At 69.8% G+C, this 24,936-nt stretch carries 23 protein-coding genes; 18 read left to right on the plus strand and 5 right to left on the minus strand.

Translation table 11 applies throughout. The features are described 5' to 3' along the window. Positions 1–115 precede the first annotated feature (115 nt). The 3 genes from ACIO3S_RS22025 to ACIO3S_RS22035 all read left to right on the plus strand — a co-directional run bounded on the left by ACIO3S_RS22025 (position 116) and on the right by ACIO3S_RS22035 (position 2,556). Positions 116–706, plus strand: coding sequence for an NADPH-dependent FMN reductase (locus tag ACIO3S_RS22025; protein ID WP_400467847.1), 591 nt, complete (start codon positions 116–118; stop codon positions 704–706). Continuing rightward, positions 703–1,134, plus strand: a complete 432-nt coding sequence (locus ACIO3S_RS22030; protein ID WP_400467848.1) for a YybH family protein — start codon at positions 703–705, stop codon at positions 1,132–1,134. The genes ACIO3S_RS22025 and ACIO3S_RS22030 overlap by 4 nt, the downstream gene beginning before the upstream one ends. Before the next feature lie 162 nt (positions 1,135–1,296). Continuing rightward, positions 1,297–2,556, plus strand: a complete 1,260-nt coding sequence (locus ACIO3S_RS22035) for an MFS transporter (protein ID WP_400467849.1) — start codon at positions 1,297–1,299, stop codon at positions 2,554–2,556. Here the strand turns inward: ACIO3S_RS22035 and ACIO3S_RS22040 are convergent. Further along, entirely contained in the window at positions 2,540–3,124 is a 585-nt protein-coding gene (locus tag ACIO3S_RS22040) for a uracil-DNA glycosylase family protein (protein WP_400467850.1), read from the minus strand. The genes ACIO3S_RS22035 and ACIO3S_RS22040 overlap by 17 nt on opposite strands. Before the next feature lie 69 nt (positions 3,125–3,193). On the opposite strand from ACIO3S_RS22040, the gene ACIO3S_RS22045 reads away from it, so the two are divergent. After that, positions 3,194–4,150 carry a Ppx/GppA family phosphatase gene (locus ACIO3S_RS22045; protein WP_400467851.1) on the plus strand — a complete coding sequence of 319 codons (957 nt, stop codon included), beginning with the start codon at positions 3,194–3,196 and terminating at the stop codon, positions 4,148–4,150. A gap of 10 nt (positions 4,151–4,160) precedes the next feature. Next, entirely contained in the window at positions 4,161–4,931 is a 771-nt protein-coding gene (locus tag ACIO3S_RS22050; RefSeq protein WP_400467852.1) for a sugar phosphate isomerase/epimerase family protein, read from the plus strand. Between the two features lie 24 nt (positions 4,932–4,955). Here the strand turns inward: ACIO3S_RS22050 and ACIO3S_RS22055 are convergent, their stop codons facing one another. Next, positions 4,956–6,161, minus strand: a complete 1,206-nt coding sequence (locus ACIO3S_RS22055) for an MFS transporter (RefSeq protein ID WP_400467853.1) — start codon at positions 6,159–6,161, stop codon at positions 4,956–4,958. Between the two features lie 74 nt (positions 6,162–6,235). Here ACIO3S_RS22055 and ACIO3S_RS22060 point away from each other — a divergent pair, with 74 nt between their 5' ends. The 10 genes from ACIO3S_RS22060 (at position 6,236) to ACIO3S_RS22105 (ending at position 18,041) form a co-directional block, all read left to right on the plus strand. Next, positions 6,236–7,426: a heparan-alpha-glucosaminide N-acetyltransferase domain-containing protein gene (locus tag ACIO3S_RS22060; RefSeq protein ID WP_400467854.1), complete on the plus strand. Its 1,191-nt coding sequence runs from the start codon at positions 6,236–6,238 to the stop codon at positions 7,424–7,426. 9 nt (positions 7,427–7,435) lie between these two features. Next, entirely contained in the window at positions 7,436–8,032 is a 597-nt protein-coding gene (locus ACIO3S_RS22065; RefSeq protein ID WP_400467855.1) for a TetR family transcriptional regulator, read from the plus strand. Positions 8,033–8,076: 44 nt separating this feature from the next. Further along, positions 8,077–8,790: a heme ABC exporter ATP-binding protein CcmA gene (gene ccmA, locus ACIO3S_RS22070; protein ID WP_400467856.1), complete on the plus strand. Its 714-nt coding sequence runs from the start codon at positions 8,077–8,079 to the stop codon at positions 8,788–8,790. Next, positions 8,787–9,524 carry an ABC transporter permease gene (locus tag ACIO3S_RS22075; protein ID WP_160026438.1) on the plus strand — a complete coding sequence of 246 codons (738 nt, stop codon included), beginning with the start codon at positions 8,787–8,789 and terminating at the stop codon, positions 9,522–9,524. The genes ccmA and ACIO3S_RS22075 overlap by 4 nt, the downstream gene beginning before the upstream one ends. 230 nt (positions 9,525–9,754) lie before the next feature. After that, positions 9,755–11,794 (plus strand): molybdopterin oxidoreductase family protein, encoded by a 2,040-nt coding sequence (locus ACIO3S_RS22080; RefSeq protein ID WP_400467857.1) that lies wholly within the window; start codon positions 9,755–9,757, stop codon positions 11,792–11,794. Further along, the gene (locus ACIO3S_RS22085) at positions 11,791–13,233 is read left to right on the plus strand and encodes an FAD-dependent oxidoreductase (protein WP_400467858.1); all 1,443 of its coding nucleotides are present in this window, start codon (positions 11,791–11,793) and stop codon (positions 13,231–13,233) included. The genes ACIO3S_RS22080 and ACIO3S_RS22085 overlap by 4 nt, the downstream gene beginning before the upstream one ends. Continuing rightward, entirely contained in the window at positions 13,233–15,860 is a 2,628-nt protein-coding gene (gene nirB / locus ACIO3S_RS22090) for a nitrite reductase large subunit NirB (protein ID WP_400467859.1), read from the plus strand. Before ACIO3S_RS22085 ends, nirB begins: the two co-directional genes overlap by 1 nt. Further along, positions 15,857–16,207, plus strand: a complete 351-nt coding sequence (gene nirD, locus ACIO3S_RS22095; protein ID WP_355223914.1) for a nitrite reductase small subunit NirD — start codon at positions 15,857–15,859, stop codon at positions 16,205–16,207. Before nirB ends, nirD begins: the two co-directional genes overlap by 4 nt. A gap of 41 nt (positions 16,208–16,248) precedes the next feature. Then, the gene (locus ACIO3S_RS22100; protein WP_400467860.1) at positions 16,249–17,364 is read left to right on the plus strand and encodes a uroporphyrinogen-III synthase; all 1,116 of its coding nucleotides are present in this window, start codon (positions 16,249–16,251) and stop codon (positions 17,362–17,364) included. After that, entirely contained in the window at positions 17,361–18,041 is a 681-nt protein-coding gene (locus ACIO3S_RS22105) for a sirohydrochlorin chelatase (RefSeq protein WP_400467861.1), read from the plus strand. Before ACIO3S_RS22100 ends, ACIO3S_RS22105 begins: the two co-directional genes overlap by 4 nt. A 15-nt stretch (positions 18,042–18,056) precedes the next feature. On the opposite strand, the gene argJ is transcribed toward ACIO3S_RS22105, so the two are convergent. Together argJ and ACIO3S_RS22115 are read right to left on the minus strand one after the other, a co-directional pair. Next, positions 18,057–19,205, minus strand: a complete 1,149-nt coding sequence (argJ, locus tag ACIO3S_RS22110) for a bifunctional glutamate N-acetyltransferase/amino-acid acetyltransferase ArgJ (RefSeq protein WP_400467862.1) — start codon at positions 19,203–19,205, stop codon at positions 18,057–18,059. A gap of 50 nt (positions 19,206–19,255) precedes the next feature. Further along, a complete protein-coding gene (locus ACIO3S_RS22115) occupies positions 19,256–19,717 on the minus strand; it encodes a hypothetical protein (protein ID WP_160026446.1) in 462 nt (153 codons plus the stop codon). A 332-nt stretch (positions 19,718–20,049) separates the two neighbouring features. Here ACIO3S_RS22115 and ACIO3S_RS22120 point away from each other — a divergent pair, with 332 nt between their 5' ends. From ACIO3S_RS22120 to ACIO3S_RS22130, 3 genes are all read left to right on the plus strand, one after another. Continuing rightward, complete coding sequence (locus ACIO3S_RS22120) at positions 20,050–21,891, plus strand: phosphoenolpyruvate carboxykinase (GTP) (RefSeq protein WP_400467863.1); 1,842 nt, start codon at positions 20,050–20,052, stop codon at positions 21,889–21,891. Positions 21,892–22,059: 168 nt separating this feature from the next. Then, positions 22,060–22,434, plus strand: coding sequence for a DUF805 domain-containing protein (locus ACIO3S_RS22125; protein ID WP_160026448.1), 375 nt, complete (start codon positions 22,060–22,062; stop codon positions 22,432–22,434). Between the two features lie 59 nt (positions 22,435–22,493). Next, positions 22,494–22,991: a PGPGW domain-containing protein gene (locus ACIO3S_RS22130; protein ID WP_160026449.1), complete on the plus strand. Its 498-nt coding sequence runs from the start codon at positions 22,494–22,496 to the stop codon at positions 22,989–22,991. A gap of 7 nt (positions 22,992–22,998) precedes the next feature. On the opposite strand, the gene ACIO3S_RS22135 is transcribed toward ACIO3S_RS22130, so the two are convergent. Further along, a complete protein-coding gene (locus ACIO3S_RS22135) occupies positions 22,999–24,888 on the minus strand; it encodes a DUF5107 domain-containing protein (RefSeq protein WP_400467864.1) in 1,890 nt (629 codons plus the stop codon). Between the last annotated feature and the right edge of the window lie 48 nt (positions 24,889–24,936).

A 24,936-nucleotide genomic window follows, 5' to 3' on the forward strand; every position in this document is an offset into this window, starting at 1 on the left:
CATGTCTACCGGTCCGACGAAACAGCGACCCGATCTGTGAGACCGCCTGACATTCCGTACGCCTGCGTCGTCGGAGGGACAGCAGACCCACGACAGCTTCAAAGGAGTCCGGAACATGATCAGCATCGGCATCATCCTCGGCAGCACCCGACCCAACCGTGTTGGCCCACAGGTCGCCCGGTGGGTCCACGACCAGGCCTCGCGCCGCGAGGACGCGATCTTCGAGCTCGTCGATCTGCGCGACCATCCGCTCCCGCACCTGGATGAGCCCGTGCCGCCGATGTTCGGACCGTCGGCCAACCAGCACACCCGCGACTGGGCGGAGCGAATCGCGCCGTTCGACGGCTTCGTGATCGTGACCCCGGAGTACAACGGCGGCATGCCCGGAGTCCTGAAGAACGCCATCGACCACGCCTGTGCGGAGTGGACGAACAAGGCGGTCGGGTTCGTCTCGTACGGCGTCAGCGGCGGCGCCCGGGCGGTCGTCCAGCTGCGTACGGTCTGCGGGGCGCTGGGCATGGCCGACGTGAGCCGTCCGGTGGAGCTCTCGCTCTTCACCGACTTCGAGAACCACGCCACGTTCGTGCCGGCCGACCGGCACGCCGTCGCACTGACCGCCACGCTCGACCAGGTCATCTCCTGGAGCACCGTGCTCGCGCCGCTGCGCGAGGGCAGCCTCGTCGGGGCCGAGGCAGGCGCGTCATGAGCGCGACGGAGGAGACCGCGATCCGCGGCCAGATCGAGAAGGTCATCGACGGACTGCGGGCCAAGGATCTCGACGCCCTGCGTGAGCCGTACGCCTCCGATGTCGTGTCCTTCGACGTCGAGCCGCCGCTCCAGCACGTCGGGATCGAGGCCAAGCTCGCCAACTGGGCGAGGGTCTTCCAGGTCTTCGAGACCGTGGACTACGAGCTGCGTGAGCTGACGCTCGCCATCGGCGGCGACGTGGCGTTCGGGCACGCCTTCGGCCGTCTCAGCGGGACGATGAAGAACGGGGTCACGACGGCTGGCATGTGGGTGCGGGTCACCTACGGGCTGCGCAGGATCGACGGCACCTGGAGGATCGCGCACGACCAGGTGTCGGTGCCGTTGGACATCCTCAGCGGCAACGGGATGGTCGATCTCGAGCCCTGACCGGCGCCCACCTCGGCGATTCCGGATGGCCGGGGTGGGCGGCGTATTCTTGTAGGTACGGAGCCACCGCTCCGTATCCATTGTGTGTATCACCTCGCGCTGGCCCCGCCGGCGGACCAAGGCGGCACAGAGCCGCGGTTCGCAGCGGGAGGTTCGAAAGAGATGTCAGTGCAGGGCGAGCAGAGTCTGGTGCGCGCCGTCGGAGGGACGTACTTCCCGCTCGCGCTGGTGGCGCGGATGCCGTACGCGATGATGGTCGTCGGTGTGCTGACGCTGGTCGTCGCCGGCCGCGACTCGCTGGCGCTCGGCGGTCTGAACTCGGCGATGGTGGGGATCGGAGCCGCGTCGTGCGGCCCGCTCCTCGGCGCCGCGGTCGACCGGTTCGGCCAGCGGCGCGTGCTGCTGGTGGTCGGCGCTGCGAGCAGCGCGATGCTGGCCGCGATGGCCTGGGTCGTCTACAGCCCGCTGCCCGACGCGGCCGTGCTGGCGGTGGCGTTCCTGGTCGGTGCGACCGCCCCGCAGATCGCGCCGTTGTCGCGGTCGCGGCTGATGGCGATCATCTCCGCGTGCATCGTCCCGGGACGTCGCGTGCGGGTGATCAACTCGACCATGGCCTACGAGTCGGCGGCCGACGAGATCGTCTTCATCGTCGGTCCTGTCGTCGCGGGCGTCCTCGCCGTCACGATCGACCCCTGGGCGCCGGTCGTCGCCGCCGCGGTGCTCACCCTGATCTTCGTCTCCGCCTTCGCCCTCCACCCGAGCGCCGCGACCGCACAGGCCTCGTCCGGCCGTACGCCCGCTGCCGGCTCCGTGCGCGAGCTCGCTCGTCCGCGCGTGGTCGTCATCGTGGTCGGCATCCTCGGTGTCGGGCTCTTCTTCGGCTCGATGCTCACCTCGCTGACCGCGTTCATGGCCGACCACGGGCGTCCCGAGGAGGCCGGCCTGGTCTACGCCGCGATGGGCGTCGGCTCGGCCGCGCTGGCGCTGGGCGTAGCCGCCTTCCCGGTCGGCTTCACCTCGGCCGCGCGCTGGCTGGTCTTCGGCGGGCTGATGCTCGCCGGCGCCCTCGCGCTGCCGGCGGTGTCGTCGGTGACAGGGATGGTCGTCGCGCTGCTCGTCATCGGTCTCGGCATCGGCCCGACGCTGGTCACCCAGTACGGCCTCGGTGCCCGCCGCAGCCCGGTCGGCCGGTCGGCCACCGTGATGACCATGCTCGGCTCCGCGGTGATCCTCGGCCAGTCCCTGGCCTCCGCGGTCACCGGAGGCATCGCCGAGCGCTGGGGCACCGACGCGGCACTCCTGCTGCCCGCCGCTGCCGCGCTCGTGGTCGTGGTCGCCGGTGCGGTCAACGCCCGGATCGGGGAACCGTCCGTCACCGTCGTCGCCAGTCCGGATCGCGAGGCGGCTACCGCCGGGCGCTGAGCACCTCGTCGACGCGGCGCCGCAGCTCGGGCAGGACGTCGCTCGCGAACCAGGGGTTGCGGGACTGCCAGCGGAAGTTCAGTGGTGAGGGGTGGACGAGCGGGAACCGCTCCGGGAGATAGTCGCGGAAGCTGCGCACGCGCTCGGTCAGCGAGCTCTTCCCGCCGAGGTAGTGGCGCTGCGCGTAGTCGCCGACGACCAGGGTGAGGCTGATCTGTGGCATCAGCTCGAGCAGAGGAGGGTGCCACCGTGGCGCGAAGTCGGGCCGCGGCGGCAGGTCGCCGGTCGTGCCCTTGCCCGGGTAGTAGAAGTCCATCGGCAGGATCGCGAACGCCGCCGGATCGCGGAAGGTCGCCTCGTCGACGCCGAGCCACTCGATGAGGCGTCGCCCGCTCGCGTCGTTCCACGGGATGCCGCTCTGCTGAGCCTTGATACCCGGGGCCTGGCCGATGATCAGGCACCGAGCATCCGGATGAGCCACGTAGACGGGCTCGAACCCTGCCGCGACGGCCCACGCGTTGCTCGGGTGGGCCGTGATGTCTCGGCGGATGCTGTCGAGTTCCTTCACGAGGTCATCTTCGCCTCGATCTCCAGCGGAGTTCCGCTCGGGGAACGGCGAGCCACTAAAGTCGAACCTATGCGTCTGGGCGTACTCGACATCGGATCGAACACGGGACACCTGCTCGTGGTCGACGCCCACGGCGGGGCGGCCCCGTTACCGGCGTACTCGTTCAAGCAGCCGTTGCGGCTGGCCGAGCACCTCGACGAGGCCGGCGATGTGACCGAGGACGGGATCGAGGCGCTGACTGCCTTCACCCGTGAGTCGGTGGCGGTGGGGGAGGAGAAGGGCGTCTCGGAGATGCTGGCGTTCGCGACCTCGGCGGTGCGCGATGCCGGCAACTCGCAGCAGGTGCTCGACCGCGTACATGCCGAGACCGGGGTCGAGATCGAGGTCCTTCCGGGCGACGACGAGGCGCGGCTGACCTTCTTGGCCGTACGCCGCTGGTTCGGCTGGTCCGCCGGACGGCTCGCCGTCTTCGACATCGGCGGCGGTTCGCTGGAGATCGCGGCCGGACTGGACGAGCAGCCGAACGTCGCCTGGTCCCTGCCGCTGGGCGCCGGACGGCTCGCGCGCAGCTACTTCGGTGACCGCCCGACGGAGGAGGAGGTCCGGGAACTGCGCCGGTCGATCCGCGCTTCGATCGCCGAGGACGCGGGCAAGATACTGCGCGACGGTCAGCCGGACATGGCGGTGGCCACCTCGAAGACGTTCCGCTCGCTGGCACGCATCTGCGGTGCCGCGCCGAGCGGTGAGGGGCTGCGCGTGCGCCGCGAGCTGCCGCTGGCCGAGCTGCGCCGCTGGATCCCGAAGCTGTTGGAGATGTCGCTCGAGGAGCTCTCCGAGCTGCCCGGGGTCAGCCCGTCACGGGCCCATCAGATCGTGCCCGGTGCGCTGGTCGCCGAGGCGTGCCTCGACATCTTCGACGTGCCCGCGTTCGAGATCTGTCCGTGGGCTCTCCGGGAGGGTCTGATCCTCGACCGTCTCGACCACCTGTCCTTCATCGACAGTTCCGATCTTGGAAGGTCCGACTAGGAGGCCAGCGATGATCTCGTTGTCGACGTCCTCGACGTACCCCGAGTCGACCGCCCGCGGCTTCGCCTATGCGGCCGAGGTGGGATACGACGGGGTCGAGGTCATGGTCGGCATCGACGCGCTGTCGCAGCAGACCCATGCGGTGAAGCAGCTCGCCGAGCACCACGGCATGCCGATCGTCGCGATCCACGCGCCGACGTTGCTGTTCACCCAGCAGGTCTGGGGTTTCGAGCCCTGGGGCAAGCTGGAGCGGTCGGCCGAGATGGCCGTCGAGGTCGGTGCGGGAGTGGTGGTCGTACATCCGCCGTTCCGCTGGCAGCGCGAGTACGCGGCCGGGTTCGTGGAGGGGATCGCCACACTGGAGCGCTCGACCGGGCTGAAGTTCGCCGTCGAGAACATGTACCCGTGGCGGGCGGCCAAGCGCGCCACCCAGATGTACCTGCCCCACTGGGACCCCTCGACCGAGGACTACGCCAACACCACCATCGATCTCTCCCATGCCGCGATCGCCGGCGACGACGTGATCGAGATGGCGAAGCGGCTCGGGTCGCGGCTGCGGCACATCCACCTCACCGACGGCACCGGCTCGGCGAAGGACGAGCATCTCGTGCCTGGGCGAGGCCACATGGGCGCCGACCGCTTCCTGCGCCATCTGGCCGCGTCGGGCTTCGACGGCGAGATCGTCCTCGAGATCAGCACCCGACGCGCCCACTCCCGCGCCGAGCGCGTCGCCGCCCTCCGCGAGTCACTCGAGTTCGCGCGCAAGCACTTCCAGGTCTGACGCCACTGCTGGTCGAGCCGCCCGTCAGTCGTGGGCGGCGAGCCAGGACCAGGTGAGCGAGGTCAGGGCGAGAACGAGGACGGCGGTGGCGACGCCCCACCAGCCGACGACGTACGCATAGCCGAGCAGCCAGCCGAAGAGGCTCGAGCCGCCGTAGTAGAAGAGGTTGTAGAGGGCGCTGGCCTGGGCCTTTCCGACCCGCGCGCGGGCGCCGACCCAGCCCGACGCGACGCCGTGGGCGCCGAAGAAGCCGGTGGTGAGGACGAACAGGCCGGTCAGGACCATCGCGAGGTTGTCGGGGAAGGTCATCACGACGCCGACGATCGTGATGACGACGCAGGTCAGCATGACCTTTCGCCGTCCGTGAGTAGCAGCCAGCCGGCCCGCGACCGACGACGAGACCGTGCCGCCGAGATAGGCGAAGAAGATCTGGCTCGAGATCGCCACCGGCAGCCCGAAGGGCTCGCGTTCGAGGCGGAACCCCAGATAGTTGTACGTCGCCACGAACCCGCCCATCAGCAGTGCTGCCTGCCCGTAGAGGACGAGCATGCCCGGGTCGCGGAGGTTGGCGAGCACCCCTTCGCGTACGGAGGTGGTCGGCCTGCCGACCGGGCGGACCCAGCCCTGGGCGCGCGGGATCAGGGTGATCGCGATGATCGCGGCGATCGCCGAGAGGACGCCGCCGGCGGTGACGCCCAGGCGCCAGCCGCCGAGGTCGGCGAACGGCCCAGTGATGACCCGGCCGAGGAGGCCGCCGACGGTGGTGCCGGAGATGTAGATGGCCGCGGCGAGGCTGACGTGGCGTACGTGGATCTCCTCGGCCAGATAGGCGACCGCGAGGGCCGGTACGCCGCCGAGCGCCAGGCCCTCGAGGCTGCGCAGGACGAGCAGCGTGGTGAAGCCGGGGGCGAGCGGGGTGAGCAGGCCGAGGACGAGCGAGATCGAGAGCGCGATCTTCATCGCCGGTGCCCGGCCGATGCGGTCCGCGACCCACGACCAGCCGAGGACGCTGACCGCGAGGCCGAGGGTCGCGGTGGAGACGGTGAGCGCGGCCGAGGCCTCGTTGACCTCGAGCGCGTGCGCGACGGTGGGGAGGATGCCCTGGGTGGAGTACATCTGCCCGAAGGTCGCGATCCCGGCGGCGAAGAGGCCGATCAGGATCCGGCGGTAGCCGCTGCTGCCGGCATCGTGTCCGACCCAGGGGCGGGTCAGGGAGGCATCGACGGACATCGTTCTCACGGTAAAGCAGGTGTTGTGGGTGGGTGAAGCCGCGGCGTACGTGAGATATCTCTACTCTGGGGGCGATGTCCGCGCTCTCCGATCGACTCTCGACGCGTCTCGTCGGTGTCGACGTGGCGCGGTGCCTGGCCTTGCTGGGGATGATGGCGACGCACGTGCTCGATCCGGTCGACGCCTCCGGGGAGCTGACCAGGATCCAAGCCGTCGCCGGTGGCCGGTCCGCGGCGCTCTTCGCCGTGCTCGCCGGGGTCAGCCTGGCGCTGATGACCGGACGTCAGAAGCCGGTGAAGGGGCGAGTGCTCGCGTCCCGTTCGCTGGGACTCGTTGCAAGGGCCGTGCTGATCGCCGCCCTCGGGTTGGTGCTCGGGTCGCTCGGCACCAACATCGCGATCATCCTGACCTACTACGGGGTCCTGTTCCTGATCGCCATCCCGTTCCTCGGGCTGAGGGCACGATGGTTGTGGCTGCTCGGTGTGCTCTGGGTCGTCATCGGTCCGCTGTTGTCGCAGGTCATCCGGCCGATGCTGCCGCCGCGGCAGTTCTCCAGCCCGGATCCGTCACAGCTGCTGGAGCCGGGCCGGCTGCTCGCCGAGCTGCTCTTCACCGGCTACTACCCGGCCGTCCCGTGGCTGGCCTATGTGCTGATCGGGATGGCCATCGGCCGGGTCGATCTGCGCAACCGGCTCGTGGTCGACATGATCTGGACCAGCGGCATCATCGTCTCCGTCTCGGCCACCTGGCTCTCGGGGAGGCTGACCCGGCTGCCGTCGGTGGCCGCGGAGCTGCTGCGCACCTATCCAGAGTTGGACATCGACGGTGCGCTGACCGCGATGAGCCACGGTCTCTACGGGCAGACGCCGGTCGACGGCGGCTGGCAGTGGCTGCTGGTCGTGGCGCCGCACTCGACCACGCCGTTCGACCTGGCGCAGACGATCGGCAGCTCGATGTTCGCCATCGGCGCCTGTCAGATGATCGCGCTGCGGCTGCCGGACCGGTGGCGTGCCGCGATGGCGGTGCTGTTCGGCGCCGGGACGATGACCCTCACCCTCTACACGTTGCACGTGATCATGAAGACCGATGCGGTCTGGCCGCCGGAGACGCCCGACACGTACGTCTTCCATGTGCTCGTCGTGATGGCGATCGGCGCGGTCGTCACCGCATGGGGCCGTCCGGGTCCGCTCGAATGGCTCGTCGGCCGTCCCGCGGCCTGGTTGCGTCGGACGGAGCCTCGCCCCGAGGTGTCGTCGTCGGGTTAGCGTGATCGCATGAGCACGACGGCACCGCGGCGAGGGCGCAGGCCCGGCTCGCCGGACACCCGGGCGGCGATCCTGGCGGCGGCTCGGCAGCGCTTCGCGCAGCAGGGGTACGCCGCGACCTCCGTCCGCGGGATCGCGACCGCAGCCGGGGTCGACTCTGCCTTGGTGCACCACTACTTCGGCACCAAGGAGGACCTCTTCGTCGCCTCGCTGGAGCTGCGGGTCGATCCACGAGACGTCGTTCCCATGATCGCCGCCGGGGGCCGCGACGGGGTGGGGGAGCGGCTCATACGCATGCTCCTGAGCATCTGGGACGACGAGGAGTCCCGGCTCCCGCTGATGGCGTTGATGCGCAGCGCTTTCGAGCCGGAGGGGAAGGCGCTGGTGCCGGATGCCTTCGGCCGGCTGATCCTGGCGCCGGTCGGCGAGGCGCTCGAGCTCGATGAACCCGAGCGGCGGATCACGTTGGTGGCCTCGCAGCTGGTCGGGCTCGTCGCGCTGCGCTACATCGCCCGGATCGAGCCGCTCGCGTCGGCTCCGGTGGACACGCTGGTGGCGACGTACGCGCCGGTGGTCCAGGGCTACCTGACCGGGCCTTTGCCGTAGTCCTCTTGCGTGCGGCGCCCCGTCGTGCCACATTTCATCATGTGATGAATAACGTGGTGGAGGCGTCTGGTCTCCGAGTCGTGCGCGGGAAGAACGAGGTGCTCCATGGCCTCGACTTCTCGATCCGGGCAGGTGAGGTCACCGGCCTGCTCGGGCCGTCCGGGTGCGGCAAGACGACGCTGATGCGGGCCCTGGTCGGCGTGCAGGCGAAGGTCACCGGGACCCTCACCGTCCTCGGCCGTCCGGCCGGCTCGGCCGCCCTGCGTGCGCGGATCGGCTACGTCACCCAGGCGGCCAGCGTCTACGACGACCTGACGGTCACCGAGAACCTGAGGTTCTTCACCCGGGTGCTCGGTGCGCCGATGTCGTCGGTCTCCGAAGCCATCGAGACGGTCGACCTCGTCGACCACAAGGACCAGGTCGTACGCGATCTCTCCGGTGGCCAGCGCTCGCGGGTCGGGCTCGCCGCGGCGCTGCTCGGCTCGCCGGACCTGCTGGTGCTCGACGAGCCGACCGTCGGGCTCGACCCGGTGCTCCGCGAGCAGCTGTGGGGCACCTTCCGGGACCTGGCCGCCGCGGGGGCGGCGGTCATCGTCTCCAGCCACGTCATGGACGAGGCCGAGCGCTGCGACCGGCTGCTGCTGATGCGCGACGGTGCTTTCCTCGCCGACGGCAGTCCGGCCGAGATCAAGCAGAAGGCTGACGCGGACGACATCGAGCGCGCCTTCCTGACGCTGGTGAAGGAGGCAGCGCGATGAGCCTGCGACGAACCCTGGCCGTGACCGGGCGGGTCCTCGCCCAGATCCGGCGCGACCACCGCACCCTGGTGATGCTGGTCGTCCTGCCGACGCTGCTGATGACGCTGCTGTGGTGGATGTACGAGGAGTCGCCCGCGCCGATCTTCGACCGGATCGGTCCGGCCCTGCTGGCGATCTTCCCGTTCATCGTGATGTTCCTGGTCACCTCGGTGACCACGCTGCGCGAACGCTCCTCGGGGACGCTCGAGAGACTGCTGGCGATGCCGCTGGGCAAGGGCGACTTCCTGCTCGGCTATGCGCTGGCGTTCGGGCTGCTCGCCGCAGTCCAGTCAGGCGTGGCCGTCGGGGTCAGCGTGGGTCTGCTCGGGCTGGAGATCACCGGATCGGTCGCCCTGCTCGTGGTCGTCGCGATCGTCGACGCCGTCCTCGGCACCGCGCTCGGGCTGCTCGTCTCCGCCTTCGCCACCACCGAGTTCCAGGCCGTGCAGTTCATGCCGGCGATCGTGGTCCCGCAGATCCTGCTCTGCGGCCTGCTCGTACCGCGCGAGTCGCTGCCGACCGTCCTGGAGGCCATCTCCAACGTCCTCCCGCTCTCCTACGCCGTCGACGCGATGACCCACCTGGTCACCTCCGCCGACACCGGCGAGGTCTGGACCGACCTGGCCGTCGTCGCCGGGTTCGTCGTCGCCGGTCTCGCCCTCGGCTCGGCGACGCTGCGGCGGCGTACTCCCTGACTGCCGAGTCCGCACTTGTGGGGACCGAGTCTGTAGTTGTGGGCGACGAGACTCCAGTTTCGTCGCCCACAACTACAGACGCGGCTGCCAGAACTACCGACTCGGCGGGATCGGGTTGTGAGGTGGTGAGCGGAAGTTGACGGAAGGGGTACGGAGAGCGGATCGGGGCGAAACCTTGACGCCGGAGAGTAGAGGTCGCCAGTCCCCGACCCGAAACGGTGTGAGTACGCGTGACCGACACCCACTGTCCTTACTGCAGCTTGCAGTGCGGGATGACCCTGTCACGCAAGGGGCCCCGGCTGGAGGTCAGTGCGAGATCGTTCCCGGTGAACGAGGGTGCGCTGTGCCGCAAGGGGTGGACGGCGGCAGGGCTGCGCGGGAGCCGTGAGCGGCTCACCACCCCGATGGTGCGCGACCGGGCGACGGGGGAGTGGAGCGCGGCGACCTGGGACGAGGCCCTCGACCTGGTCGCCTCGAAGCTCGCCGACCTGCGGGAGACCCACGGCGCCGACGCCAACGCCGTCTTCGGCGGCGGCGGGCTGACCAACGAGAAGGCGTACCAGCTCGGGAAGTTCGCCCGGGTCGCCCTCGGCACCTCCCAGATCGACTACAACGGCCGCTGGTGCATGTCCTCGGCGGCCTCGGCCGGCAACCAGGCCTTCGGCGTCGACCGCGGTCTGCCGTTCCCGCTGGCCGACATCGAGAAGACCGACGTCTGCGTGCTCGTCGGCTCCAACCTCGCCGAGACGATGCCGCCGGCCGCCCGCCACCTCGACCGGCTGCGCGAGAACGGCGGCAAGGTCGTCGTCATCGACCCGCGGCTGACCCCGACCGGCGAGCGCGCCGACCTCTTCCTCCAGCCGGTCCCCGGCACCGACCTGCCCCTCGCGCTCGGCGTCCTGCACCTGCTCGACGCCGCCGGCGCGGTGGACGAGGACTACATCGCCGAGCGGACCACGGGCTTCGAGGACGTACGCCGCTCCGTGGCCGCCTGGTGGCCGGAGATGGTCGAGCGGGTCAGTGGCGTCGAGGCCGCGCAGCTGCGCGAGCTCGCCGACCTCCTCGCCGGCGCGGGGAAGGTGATGGTCCTGACCGCGCGCGGCGCCGAGCAGCACGCCCAGGGCACCGCCACCGTCCTGGCCTGGCTCAACGTGGCGCTCGCGCTCGGCATGCCCGGGAAGGCGTACGCCGGCTACGGCTGCCTGACCGGCCAGGGCAACGGCCAGGGTGGCCGCGAGCACGGCCAGAAGGCCGACCAGCTTCCCGGCTACCGGATGATCGACGACCCCGCCGCCCGGGCGCACGTCGCTGCGGTCTGGGGCATCGACCCCGAGACCATCCCCGGCAAGGGCCGCTCCGCCTACGAGCTCCTCGACGCGCTCGGCACCCCCGAGGGCCCCAAGAGCCTGCTCGTGTTCGGCTCCAACATCGTCGTCTCCGCCCCCAACGCCACCCACGTCACGTCGCGACTGGCGGACCTCGATCTCCTGGTCGTCGCCGACATGGTGATGAGCGAGACCGCCGCGCTGGCGGACGTGGTCCTGCCGGTGACCCAGTGGGCCGAGGAAACCGGCACCATGACCAACCTCGAGGGCCGGGTCATCCTGCGCAACCAGGCGATCAGCGCCCCCGACGGGGTCAAGAACGACCTCGACATCATCACCGGACTCGCCACCCGCCTCGGTGCCGCCTCGACCTGGTCGACCGATCCCGAGGAGATCTTCACGGAGCTCCGCGCCGCCTCGAAGGGCGGTAAGGCCGACTACAGCGGTATCACCTACGACCGCATCCGCGACGAGGACGGCGTCTTCTGGCCCTGCCCCGAAGGTACCGAGGGCACCTCGCGGATGTTCGCCGACTCCTTCTTCCACGCCGACGGCCGGGCCCGCTTCATCGACGTCGCCCACCGTGGCCCGGCCGAGCAGCCGACCGCCGACTACCCGCTCCACCTGACCACCGGAAGGGTTCTCGCGCAGTACCAGTCCGGCGCCCAGACGCGACGGATCAAGGACCTTCCCGACGAGGGCGCGTTCGTCGAGCTCCACCCGCTGCTGGCCGACCGGGTCGGCGCCCACGACGGCGACCCGGTCGTCGTACGCACCCCGCGCGGCGAGATGAAGGCGCCCGCGCGGATCGTCACCACGATCCGCCCGGACACGGTCTTCGTACCGTTCCACTGGGTCGGCGCCAACAAGCTCACCAACGACGCCCTGGACCCGTCCAGCCGGATGCCTGAGTTCAAGGTCTGCGCCGCGGCGGTGACGGCATGAGCGAGCCCATGAGCGAGAAGCGGATCGTCATCATCGGTGGCGGCATGGCCGCGGCGCGGCTGGTCGAGGGACTGGTCGCGCGCGGCCTCGGCCCGCAGACGACCGTGCTCGCGGAGGAGCAGCACGCTCCGTACAACCGGATCCTTCTCTCCGCCGTGCTCGAGGGCACCCACCGTCCCGGGGCGCTCGCGCTCCGCGAGAAGCAGTGGTACGCCGACCGGGGAGTCGACCTCCGCCTGAACAGCCTCGTCGTGGACATCCACCGTGACCGCCACGAGGTCGAGCTCGCCGACCGGACGACGGTTCCCTACGACGCCGTCGTGCTGGCCACCGGGGCCATCCCGACCCTGCCGCCGATCCGCGGCGTGGTGCGGATGGACGGCTCGCTGGACCCGCGGGTGCAGGCGTTCCGCAGCCTCGACGACTGCGCGCGGCTGCTCGACACTCTTCATGACCACCCGCGCAGCGCCGTGATCGTCGGCGGTGGTCTGCTCGGTCTCCAGGTCGCCCGCGCGTTGGCGGTCCGCGGCATCGAGACCGAGATCGTCGAGGGCCGCGACCACCTGCTCAGCAGCCAGGTCGACGCGTCGGCCGGCAAGGTGCTCAAGCGGTCGATGGCCAAGCTCGGCACCCAGGTCTACCTCGGCGCCCGCGCGACCAGGCTGACCGACGAGGGGCTCAAGCTCGACAACGGCTACACCCTCGAGACCGACCTGGTGGTGCTCACCGCCGGCGGCCGCCCGCGTGCCAACCTCGCCCGCCGCGCCGAACTCACCGTCAACCGCGGCATCGTCGTCGACGACCAGCTGCGCAGCGTCGACGACCCGGACGTGTACGCGATCGGCGACTGCGCCGAGCACAACGCGACCGTGACCGGCTTCGTCTCGCCCGCCTGGGAGCAGGCCGGCGTCCTCGCCGACGTCCTGGCCGGCGGTCCCGCGACCTATCAGGGACACCGCGTCGTCGCCCGCCTGCGTGCCACCGACCTCGACGTCTGCGTCCTCGGCGAGCCCGAGAACGAGACCGGGGAGGTCGTCGAGATCGCCAACCCGGTCAAGGGCACCCACCGCAAGCTGGTCGTACGCGACGGCCGCATCGTCGCCGGCGCCCTCGTCGGTGACCTGAGCCGGGTCGGCCTGATCACCCAGGCCTTCGACCGGCAGACGGTGCTCGGCGAGCACGAGGCCGGTCAGCTGCTGCTGCCCGAGCCGTCCAACAGTCCGCGTCCGGAGCTCCCCGACGACGCGGAGGTGTGCGCCTGCGCCGGTGTCAGCGCCGGCCGGATCCGGGCGTGCCGGTCCCTCGAGGACGTACGCGACACCACCCGCGCCACCACCGGATGCGGCGGCTGCGCGCCGACCGTACGTCAGCTCCTGGCCACCCGGCCCAGCGGCATCCAGCTCAATGAAACGCAGCTCAGCCTGGAAGGAACTACGTGATGAGCCCTCACCTCCGCAAGAAGGTCGTCGTCGTCGGCCACGGCATGGTCGGTCACCGCTTCGTGACCGCCGCGATCGAGCGCGGTCTCACCGAGACCCACGACATCGTGGTCTTCGGTGAGGAGCCGCGCCCGGCGTACGACCGGGTCGCCCTCACCAGCTTCTTCGAGGTCGGCGCCGAGGCACTCTCCTTCCTGCCCTCCGGCGTCTACGAGGACCCGCGGGTCACCCTGCGCACCAGCACGAGCGTCGTCGAGATCGACATCGCCGCCCAGACGGTGATGCTCGCCGACGGCGAGGAGATGGCGTACGACGAGCTGGTGCTCGCCACCGGAGCGGCGCCGTTCGTGCCGCCCGTGCCGGGTTCGGAGCTCGGGAACGTCTTCGTCTACCGGACGATCGAGGACCTCGAGGCGATCCGCGAGGCCGCGAAGACCGCCAAGACCGGGGCCGTGATCGGCGGTGGCCTGCTCGGGCTCGAGGCCGCCAACGCGCTGCACCAGCTCGGCGTCAAGACCCACGTGGTCGAGCTCGCCCCGCGGCTGATGGCCGTGCAGGTCGACGACGCCGGCGGCAACACGCTCAAGCGCCACATCGAGAAGCTCGGCCTCACCGTCCACACCGGTGTGATGACGGAGTCGATCTCGCCGGACTCCGTGGCCGAGATCTCGGTCGTGGACGAGGACGAGAGCGGCGCCCTCGACGGCAAGGTCAGCGCGCTGAAGTTCAAGGACGTCGAGGAGCCGCTGCCGGTCGACATGATCGTCTTCTCCGCCGGCATCCGGCCGCGCGACGCGCTCGCCCGCGCCGCCGGCCTGGACCTGGCCGAGCGCGGCGGCGTACTGGTCGACGAGCAGTGCCGGTCCTCGGACCCGCACGTGTGGGCGGTCGGCGAGTGCGCCGCGCCCGGCGGCAGGATGTACGGCCTGGTGGCCCCCGGCTACGACATGGCCGAGGTCGTCGCCGACGCGCTGCTCGGCGGTGCCGGTACGTTCACCGGCGCCGACATGTCGACGAAGCTCAAGCTGCTCGGTGTCGACGTCGCGAGCTTCGGTGACGCGCACGGCACCACCGACGAGTGCCTCGAGCTGACCTACTCCGACGCCGTCGCCGGTGTCTACAAGAAGCTCGTGATCAGCGAGGACGGCACCCGCCTGCTCGGCGGCGTGCTGGTCGGAGACGCCTCGGCGTACGGCCTGCTCCGGCCCATGGTCGCCTCAGGCATGACGCTTCCGGAGAACCCGGAGGAGCTGATCCTCCCCCAGTCCAGTGGCGGTGGGGGAGGCATCCAGCTTCCGCCCGAGGCGCAGATCTGCTCCTGCAACAACGTCACCCGCGGTGACATCGAGGCGGCCGTCGACAACGGCTGCGAGAGCGCGGCGGACGTCACCAAGGAGACCAAGGCCGGGTCGACCTGTGGTTCCTGCAAGGTGCAGGTGAAGAAGATCGTCGAGGACTACTTCACCGCCCAGGGCAAGACCGTCGACACGAGCCTGTGCGAGCACTTCAAGATGACCCGCGCCGAGCTCTTCGATGTGGTCCTGATCCACGGCTACAAGACCTTCGACCAGATCATCGAGGCCCACGGCACCGGCCGCGGCTGCGACCTGTGCAAGCCCGCCGTCGCGAGCATCCTGGCGAGCCAGCTCAACGGGCACGTGCTGGCCAAGGAGAACCGCAAGCTCCAGGACACCAACGATGCCTACCTGGCCAACCTCCAGAAGAACGGCTCCTACTCCGTCGTCCCGCGCATCCCCGGTGGTGAGATCACCCCGGAGGGCCTGATCGTGATCGGCGAGGTGGCCAAGGAGTTCGGCCTCTACACCAAGATCACCGGCGGCCAGCGCATCGACATGTTCGGCGCCCGGATGGAGGACCTGCCCGCGATCTGGAAGCGCCTGGTCGACGCCGGGTTCGAGTCGGGCCACGCGTACGGCAAGTCCCTGCGGACCGTGAAGTCCTGCGTCGGCTCGACCTGGTGCCGCTACGGCGTCCAGGACTCCGTCGGCCTCGCGATCATGCTCGAGACCCGCTACCGCGGGCTGCGCTCGCCGCACAAGCTCAAGGGTGGCGTCTCCGGGTGCGCCCGCGAGTGCGCTGAGGCCCGCGGCAAGGACTTCGGCGTCATCGCCACCGAGAAGGGCTGGAACCTGTACGTCGGGGGCAACGGTGGCGCCATCCCGGCCCACGCCCAGCTGCTCGCCGGTGACCTGAGCACCGAGGAGCTGGTCCGCTACCTCGACCGCTACCTCATGTACTACGTACGCACCGCCGACCGCCTCCAGCGCACCTCGACCTGGATCGACTCCCTCGACGGCGGCCTGGACCGGGTCCGTGAGGTCGTGGTCGACGACGTCCTCGGTCTGGGCACCGAGCTCGAGGCGGCGATGGCGCGGCACACCGAGACGTACTTCGACGAGTGGAAGGCCACGCTCGAGGACCCGGAGAAGCTGCGCCGGTTCGTCTCCTTCGTGAACGCACCCGACATCCCGGACCCCAACATCTCCTTCGGATCCACGCGCGGCCAGATCGTCCCGGAGGTCGGCGAGGAGCCGGCCGCCGTCGGCCCGGTCTCGCTCGGATCCTCGATCCCTGTCGGAATGCCCACCTTCGAGGAGACGCGATGACCGAGACCCAGACCCAGACCGTGACCTACATCGCCGTCTGTCGCCTCGACGACATCGACCCCGAGACGGGCATCGCCGCGTTGGTGCGCGGGGAGGCCGTCGCCGTCTTCCGGACCCTGGACGACCGGGTCTTCGCGCTGTCGAACTTCGACCCGTACGGTCACGCCTCGGTGCTCGCCCGCGGGATCGTCGGGACGCGTGGTGAGGTGCCGTTCGTGGCCTCGCCGCTGCTCAAGCAGCCGTTCTCGCTGGAGAGCGGTCAGTGCCTCGACGATCCGTCGGTGTCGGTCGCGACCTACGAGGTCGACGTGGTCGACGGAGAGATCCGGGTCGGCGCCCGGCGATGACGAACGCGGCACAAATGATCCAGGGGACCTACGATTCCGATGTGGACAGTGGCGCGCTGAGCGGCTTCCGCGTCGGCGTGACCGCGGCGCGGAAGGCGGAGGAGCAGATCAACCTGCTCGAGAGGCGGGGAGCACGTGTGGTGTGGGCCCCCGCGCTCTCTGTCGACCCCAACCGGGTCGACGCCGGCGCGCTGCGTGCCGTGACCGAGCAGATCATCGGCCAGAAGATCGACATGTTCCTGGCGACGACCGGTATCGGGACCCGCACGTGGTTCGACGCCGCGGAGGAGTGGGGACTGCTCGATCGGCTCCTGGAGACGCTTCGCGGCGCCGAGATCCTGGCCCGCGGACCGAAGTCGGTCGGTGCGATCCGGCGGCGCGGGCTGCGGGAGCTCTGGGCGCCGGAGTCGGAGGAGTTCGACGACGTCCTGGAGCATCTGCGCGGCCGCGACCTGACCGGCAAGCGGATCGTGGTGCAGGAGCACGGGCAGTCGCTGTCGATGGTCGTGCATGCGCTGACCCGGCAGGGTGCCGAGGTCATCAACGTGGTCGTCTACCGGGTCGAGTCGGCCGCCGACCCCGAGCCGATGTTCCGGCTGGTCGAGGCGTTGGCCGACGGCGAGCTGGACGCGGTCACCTTCACCTCCGCTCCCGCCGTGGCCGCGTTCATGCAGGCCGCCGGGTCGGTCGGCCTGCGCGACGAGGTCGTGGCGGCGTTCCAGGCCGATGTGGTCGCGGCCTGTGTCGGTCCGGTGACCGCCGCCGCCTTCGAGATGTGGGGCGTACCCACCATGATCCCCGACCGCTCCCGCACCGCGGCCATGGTCAAGATGCTCGAGACCGAGCTGCCGCTGCGGCGCGAGGGTCTGCTCATCGAGCTCGCCGGCGGTCATCAGCTGCTGCTCCACGGCGACGCGGTGATCCTCGACGGCGCCGAGGTGAAGCTCTCGCCGGCGCCCGCCGCCGTCCTGGGCGCTCTCGTCGCCAACCCCGGCATCGTCGTCTCCCGGCAAGCCCTGCTCGCCATGCTCCCCTCCGGCACCGCCGGCTCCGAGCACGCGGTCGAGATGGCGGTCGCCCGGCTCCGCTCGGCGCTCGGCACCAAGACCATCCAGACCGTCGTGAAGCGCGGCTACCGGCTGGCGGTGGACTCATGAGGCTCGTCGTCGTCGCCCACGGCACCCGGCAGCTGCTCGGCAACGCGGTCGCCTCGATCATCGCCAAGCGCGCCGGCCGCGTGCTGGGGATGGAGTCGAAGGCTGCGTACGTCGAGCTCTGCGAGCCGCTGCTCACCGACGTCCTGGCCGACGGCCAGCCGTCGGTCGTGGTCCCGCTGCTGCTCTCGACCGGCTACCACATCAAGGTCGACCTGCCGCAGGCCGCCGAAGGGCTGCCGGTGGCGATGGGCCGCGCGCTCGGACCGGACCCGCTGCTCGCCTCGGCGCAGGTCTCCCGGCTGGTCGCCGCCGGCGCGGTCCCCGGCCAGCCGGTCGTCCTGGTCGCCGCCGGCTCCAACGACCCGTCTGCCCGAGCCGACATCGCGGCGGCCGGTCAGATGCTGGAGAAGGCCTGGGGTGGTCCGGTCAGGGTCGCCACCGTCTCCGGCTCGGGCGCCCCGCCCATCGACCAGGTCGTACGCCCCGGCGACGCCGTCTCTCCCTACCTGCTCGCTCCCGGCTTCTTCTCCGACCTCGTCCGCTCGCGTTCCTCGGCGGCGGGTGCGGAGACCGTCGCCGACGTCATCGGCCCGCACCCCGACGTGATCGAGCTGGTCGTACACCGCGCCGCGGCGCTCCTCGCCGCCGACGACGGTGATCGGGCCGAGGTCGGCTGACCAGCGGCGGGCGGCTCAGGTGGTGTAGTCGGCGTTGATGCGGATGTAGCCGTCGGTGAGGTCGCAGCCGTACACAGTGAACTCACCCGAGGCGATGCCGAGGTCGACCTCGATGGAGACCTCATCGCCAGACAGATAAGTCGACAAATCCGCCAATAGATTTGCCGAGACCTGAGCGGGGTAGGTCTCGGTGCCGCCGAAGGCGATGCGTACGTTCTCGGGGGAGATGTCGGTCTCCTCGCGGAGCTTGCCGATGGCCATCGCGACGCGGCCCCAGTTGGGGTCGGCGCCGTGGACGGCGGTCTTGACCAGCGGCGAGTTGACGATGGCCTTGCCGACCCGCTTGGCCTGGGCGTCGTCGCGGGCGCCGCCGACCGAGACCGTGATGAGCTTGGAGGCGCCCTCGCCATCGGAGGCGATCTTCTTCACCAGCGCGAGCGCGGCGTCGTAGAGCGCGGCCTCGAACTCGCCCAGGTCGACGGCGCCGGCCGTGCCGGAGGCGAAGATCGCGGCCGTGTCCGAGGTCGAGGTGTCGGTGTCGATCGAGACGGCGTTGTAGGTGCGGTCGACGACCCGGCGGAAGACCGCGTCGAGCTCGGCGGCAGGCACCGCGGCGTCGGTGAAGAAGTAGGTCAGCATCGTGGCCATGTCGGGCTCGAGCATCCCGACACCCTTGGCGATCCCGGTGATCGTCGCGTCGCCGACGGTCCGGGTCTCGATCTTGGCGATCGTGTCGGTCGTCATGATCGCCGCCGCGGTGGCATCGAAGTCGGCGTCGCCGGCGGTCCCGGCGAGCTTCTCGAGCGCGGGCGTGAGCACGTCCATCTGGTACTGCACGCCGATCACGCCCGTCGAGGCGACCAGCAGCTCCTCGGGGCGCACGCCGACGACCTCGGCCGCCAGGCGGCGTACCTCCAGGGCGTTGGCCTCGCCTGTCGGCCCGGTCGCGACGTTGGCGTTCTTCGAGATGGTGACCATCCCGCGGAACGCGGAGAGGTCAGAGGCTCGGGAGAGCAACACCGAGGCGCCGGCGAATCGGGATCGGGTGAAGACCGCGGCGCTCGTGACCGGGCCCGAGGGGGCGGCGACGACGGCGAAGTCGTCAGCGCCCTCCTTGAGTCCGAGGTTGGCGGTGACTCCGACGAATCCGGCTGGTTGAGGCATGCGGACAGCCTAGGCTGTGTTCGATCCTTGGGGTCAGAGCGTCTTGCGCCCTATGTCCGCAACCACGCGAACGCGGCGGCTTCCAGGATCATCCAGGACCGAAGTACGCGGCCCACGAACGTGATCGCGACGAAGAGCATCAGGTTGGCCTTGAGCGTGCCGTAGACCACCGCCAGGATCGCCAGCGGCGGAAGCCCGCTGAGCGCGGCGACCGCGAGCAAGCCGCCGGCGTAGGCGGGCCGGCCCTGCGTACGCCGCTCCCACTTCTCCATCCGCTGCTGCCACTTCTCGCACGCCATCTTCTTGCGGACGAAGGGGAGCGAGGTGGTGCCGTGGCCGGCGTAGTACCAGACGACCTTGGAGCTGGTCTGGCCGATTCCCGCCACCAGTGCGAGCACCAGGGCGGAGAAGGTCAGGTTCGAGGCGGCCACCGCGAGGTAGGTCTCGAAGTTGATGACGGGGAAGAGCCCTCCGGCGAAGGAGGCGGCGAAGGTCCCGAGAATGAGGTCCATCAGGCGACCTCTGGACCGTTCGGGAATTGAAACAATTCAACGTCTGTGTGTTGGGGGATCACCCGCGAAACCTTAGATGTAATTCGTGCCACAGTGCGACATCGGCGTCACATCCACATTACGGACCACTCGCCGAAATGAGGCGATTCTCACTTAAACATGGGGGTCGCAGGGGTCTCAGGACCGGCTATCGGAACATCGCCTGCAGTTGGATCGATCAATTGTCCAGGCCCGTGATCGATGACCCACTCTGGTGCACGGTACCCCGGTTGGAGGCCTCTTCAACTGGGGTAACGTGCCTGCAATCGGCGAAACTTTTGAAGGGTGTCGGAATGGTTGACGTGGACAAGGTCCTCGATGAGGCGGGGCTGACGAATCCTCATGTGCGGGAGTATGTCTCCTACTGGGCAGGGGTGACCGGAGCCGAGCAGATCGAGGTTGTCAGCGCAGCCGACGACGAGCGGCTCCTCCAGGAGTCCCTGGCAGCGGGCGAGCTTCTCCCGGTGACGGGCGGCCGCTACTACAGCCGTTCCTACAGCAAGGACACCGCGCGCTCCGAGGAGCGCACCGTGGTCGCCACCTCCAACCCGGAGGACAAGGGCGTCTACAACAACTGGAAGCCGGCTGACGAGACCGTCAAGACGCTCACCGAGCGGATGACCGGCGCCTCGGCGGGCAAGACGATGTACGTCATCCCCTACCTGATGGCTCCGGCCGGCTCGCCCCTGGAGGCGTACGCCGCGGGTGTCGAGCTCACCGACAGCCGCCCGGTCGTGCAGCAGATGATCCGGATGGCCCGCGTCGGCATCGACTACATCAACAACCTCGCCGACCCGAACTCCTTCGTCCGTGCCGTGCACGTGACCGGCGACCTGCCCAACCTCGGGCAGGGGACCGACAAGGACCAGCGTCTCTTCGCGACGGTCGCCGACCAGCGTACGATCCTCCACTTCGGCTCCTCCTACGGTGGCAACGCGCTGCTGGGCAAGATCGCCCACGGCCTGCGCCAGGCCTGCTACGACGGCCGCGCCTCCGGCAAGTTCCTGGCCGAGCAGTTCCTGCTGCTGGGCATCAAGGACAAGGAGACCGGTGAGGAGTTCCACGTCGTCGGTGGCTTCCCGTCCGCCTCCGGCAAGACCAACCTCTCGATGACGCTCTCGCCCGACGCCCTCGGTGAGCGTTACGAGGTCACCTTCTACGGCGACGACATCGCCTGGATCTGGGTCGGCGAGGACGGCAAGCTCTACGCCTTCAACCCGGAGAACGGCGTCTTCGGCGTCGCCAAGGACACCAACGAGAAGACCAACCCGGGCGCCATCCAGGCGATCCTGCCGGGCTCGGGTGCGATCTTCACCAACGTCGCCTACAACGAGAAGACCCAGGAGGTCTGGTGGGAGGGGCTCACCAAGCACCACCCGGACGACCTCGACGGCTGGATCGACTGGAAGGGCGAGCGCATCGCCGACCGGATCGACGACGAGCTGGGCGACCCCTGGGCCCACCCCAACTCCCGCTTCACCACGCCGATCTCGCAGGTCCCCAACGCGGCCCCCGACTTCGACAGCCCGGCCGGCGTGCCGGTCGACGCGATCATCTTCGGTGGCCGCACCCGTGACCGCGAGCCGCTGATCCGCGCGATCACCGACGTGGCCGAGGGCGTCTACGACGGCCTCACCCTCGGTGCCGAGGCGACCGCCGCAGCTGACGGCCTCGAGGGCGTGCTGCGCTACGACCCGATGTCGATGCGTCCGTTCCTCGCCTACGAGGAGGGCGACTACGCCCGCCACTGGCTGAAGATCATCGGCGATGCCACCGACAAGCCGGTCTTCGCCCACGTCAACTGGTTCCAGCGTGACTCCGAGGACGGCCACTTCCTGTGGCCCGGCTACCGCGAGAACGTGCGCGCGCTGCTGTGGCTGCTGCAGTTCAAGAAGGGTGAGGTCAAGGGCCAGCAGAGCCCCGTCGGCGTCATCCCGACCGAGGACGAGCTCGACCTGCGCGGCCTCGACCTGCCGCAGAGGGACCTCGACCGGATCCTTTCCCTCGACCTGAACCGCTGGAAGCAGGAGATGGGCTTCCGCGAGGAGCACCTCAAGCAGTTCAAGCTGCCCGAGGAGATCTGGGAGGCGCACAAGCGCGTCGCTGCTGCCATCGACGAGGCCGCTCAGGCCTGATCGAGACCACAGCCGGGGGCGGCGTACGGAATTTTCTTTTCCGTACGCCGCCCCTGTTGTTTCCGTCTGCTTTCGTTTCCTACGGGAAGATGAACTTTGTTCGTATCTGGAACAGATGCCCGGCCAGACATTTACGTAGCCGATGTCCCCCACCTAAGGTTCCTGCCCGTGACGATCCCCTTGAGTCAGCCGCTTCGTGCGGCCTCGATCACCGAGGCGTACGCGCGGTTCTGGAAGAAGTACGCGACATTCTCGGGTCGCGCCAGCCGCACCGAGCTGCTCTGGCCGATGCTCGTGAACCTTCTGATGCTCATCGTCCTCGTACTGGCGCGGGACGAGGTGGTGAGCCTCGTGATCGGTCTCTACGGACTGGTGGCGTTCGTGCCGACCATCGCGCTCGGTGCGCGGCGGCTGCACGACATCAACCGCTCCGGGTGGTGGCAGCTGATCCTGGTCGTACCAGTGATCGGTGACATCGTCCTCGCAGTGCTCTGGTTGACCTTCCCGAGCCCCGAGGGCGTCAAGTACGACCTGGCCGCATGAGCGGTCGTAAGATTCCCCTAGTTGTTCTCGGGGTTGTCCCGGAATGGCAGGCTATTGGCATGAAGTCCCTCGCAGGAGCCGCAGCGAAGCGGCTCGCCTACGAGACCGTTGGGTGGCTGCTCGTGGTCGCCGGTATCGCCGCGATGGTGTTGCCGGGGCCGGGGCTGTTGATGCTCTTCGGTGGGCTGGCTGTGCTCTCTCGCCAGTACGCCTGGGCTCGCCGCTACGTCGAGCCGGTCCGCCTCCGCGCCCTGCGCGGGGCTGCCGAGGGCGTCGAGACCTGGCCGCGGATCGTGGCCTCGACCCTCGGGGCGCTCTCCATCGGTGCGGTCGGCGTCGTCTTCCTGATCAACCCGCCTGCGCCCCATTGGTGGCCCCTCGAGGCGTCCTTCTGGCTCCTCGGCGGCGACTGGACCGGTGTCACCCTGTTGGGGTCGTGCATCATCGCCCTCGCCATCCTGGGCTACTCCTACCGCCGTTTCCACGGCCACCCCGACGCCCGTCACCAGCTCGACGAGGACATCGAGCACACGGGTGAGATGAACAAGGTCGCCTAGCGGGCCGTCAGCCGGACGTCATCCGGAAGTCGTACGCAGGTGGCACCGGCTCGCCGAGGTGAACGGCGAGCCAGAGCGTGTCCAAGGCCGCCTCGCCCTCGCGGAGGTTGTCGACCGTGATGCCCACGTCGAGAAGTCTGCGAACCCGGTCGAGGTCGCCCAGGGCGAGTGCCGCTTGTGCGGTGCACAGTCGGATCCGACCATGCTCACGGTCCGCGCCGGCAAGGGCGGCGACCACTTCGAGCGCTTCAGTGGGGCGGCCGGCGGCGATCAGCGATTGGAGCAGCTCGATGGTGAGCTCGCGCAGGTCGGGAAGGAGGCGGTGGGCCTCGAGCAGGAGGTCCGCAGCGGGCGGGTCCGCCGGTTCGGCGAGGTGCGCGAGGGCACGCAGGGCCCAGGGGTTGGCATGGTCGGCGACCGACCGCTCCAGGACTTCGCGCGCTCCGCGGCGGTCGTCGTCGGCCAGCAGGAGCAGGCCGAGGTGATACCACGCGTGCCAGTCGTCGGCCGAGGCCTCCAGCAGCTCGCGCCAGTGCGTACCGAGGACCGGAGCCGCGGGTGGATCGCTGATCGGCAGCCGGCCGTGCTGCAGCAGCTCCAGCCAGGGCTTCTGATCGTCGCCGCAGGCCCCGAACGGGCGCAGCGGGTCGGCCGGCACAGCGCCCGCCGAGACCTCGAGCGCGCCCCACCCGGACCCGCGGGCGAGCAGGTCTGCGGGCGGTTCGAAGCGTCCCGCCTCGCCGAGCGCGGCTTCCAGCTCGGCACGCGGGACGAGTTTCTCGACCGCCTCGTTCACGGCCGCCCGGGCCGAGTCCCATGAGCCGTGCACCTGCTCGGGGTCGACCTCCAGCAGGCCGAACGCCTCGGCCCACTCCCAGGTCTCGCCGCCGGGCAACGCCAGGTGCTCGAGCTGCGTACGCGCCAGGCCGGCCTGGATCTCGATGTAGGCAGCGCCCGGCCCGGACAGCCACTCCTGCCACCTCTGTCCACCCGCACCGGTGCCCCACTGGAAGAGCTTGCGGCCGATGAGTCGGTCGGTGGAGGTCTGGACGAGCCCGCGGCCGTCGCCGTCGAGCGCGGCGATCCAGCGGCGCTCGCCGCCCGGGACGTCCATGAAGAAGTCTGCCGCCTGCGGGAACCTCGCCGGATAGCTCTGGTCGCCGCCCGCCGTCTGCGGAAAGTCGATCAGCCTCAGCTGCTCCGTGTAGTCGAAGTGGAACGCCCGCTCGGCCGGGGCGACGACACGCACGTCCGGGCTCTGGGGCACTGCGATGTTCGTCCACCAGTAGACCGGTGTCGGGTTCGGTGCCGGGTTGTGGAGCGAGACGTGCACCAGCAGCACCGGGGATCCTGCTGGCAGCCAGGCGTCGATCGTGACCACGACCCGCCGCATCCGCTCGAACTCGAACATCCGCAGGACCGGGGTGCCGTCCGGCGCGGTCAGGCTCACGGCGTGCAGCGGGGAGCAGGTGAGTGGCCAGTGTCCCGTGGCCCCGAGATTCCACTCCACCCCGCCGGCCAGCCAGGCGTCGCGCAGCGCCAGGTTGGCGGGTTGCAGGAGGGGGTTGCGGTGCAGCAGCTCCCGGCCCGACGGCCGGTGCACCAGCGACCACAGCCGCCCACCGTAGCCGGGCAGGAAGGTGGCATAGAGCAGCTCGTTCTCCAGCACCAGGCTCGGCAGATCGCGCAGGCCACGTCGGCGCGTGTAGGAGTCCTGAGCCGTGTACGGCAGCAGCGTGCTCGGCCGGCCGTACTCGAGATTGGCTGCCATGTCCGGATATGGCGCGGCACCGGGCTCGAACCCTGGCCGGGGCACGCCGTGCAGCAACGGCAGCGGCCCATTGATCGGGTCCTCAGCGCCCTCGATCGAGAGCCGATCCATCCTCAGCGTGGTCATCGCGACCATCCAACCAGGCTGAGGACGCTGCCACCCGGACAATGCGAA

Origin of the sequence: Nocardioides sp. NPDC087217 (assembly GCF_044744805.1) — a bacterium.
Lineage (GTDB): Bacteria > Actinomycetota > Actinomycetes > Propionibacteriales > Nocardioidaceae > Nocardioides.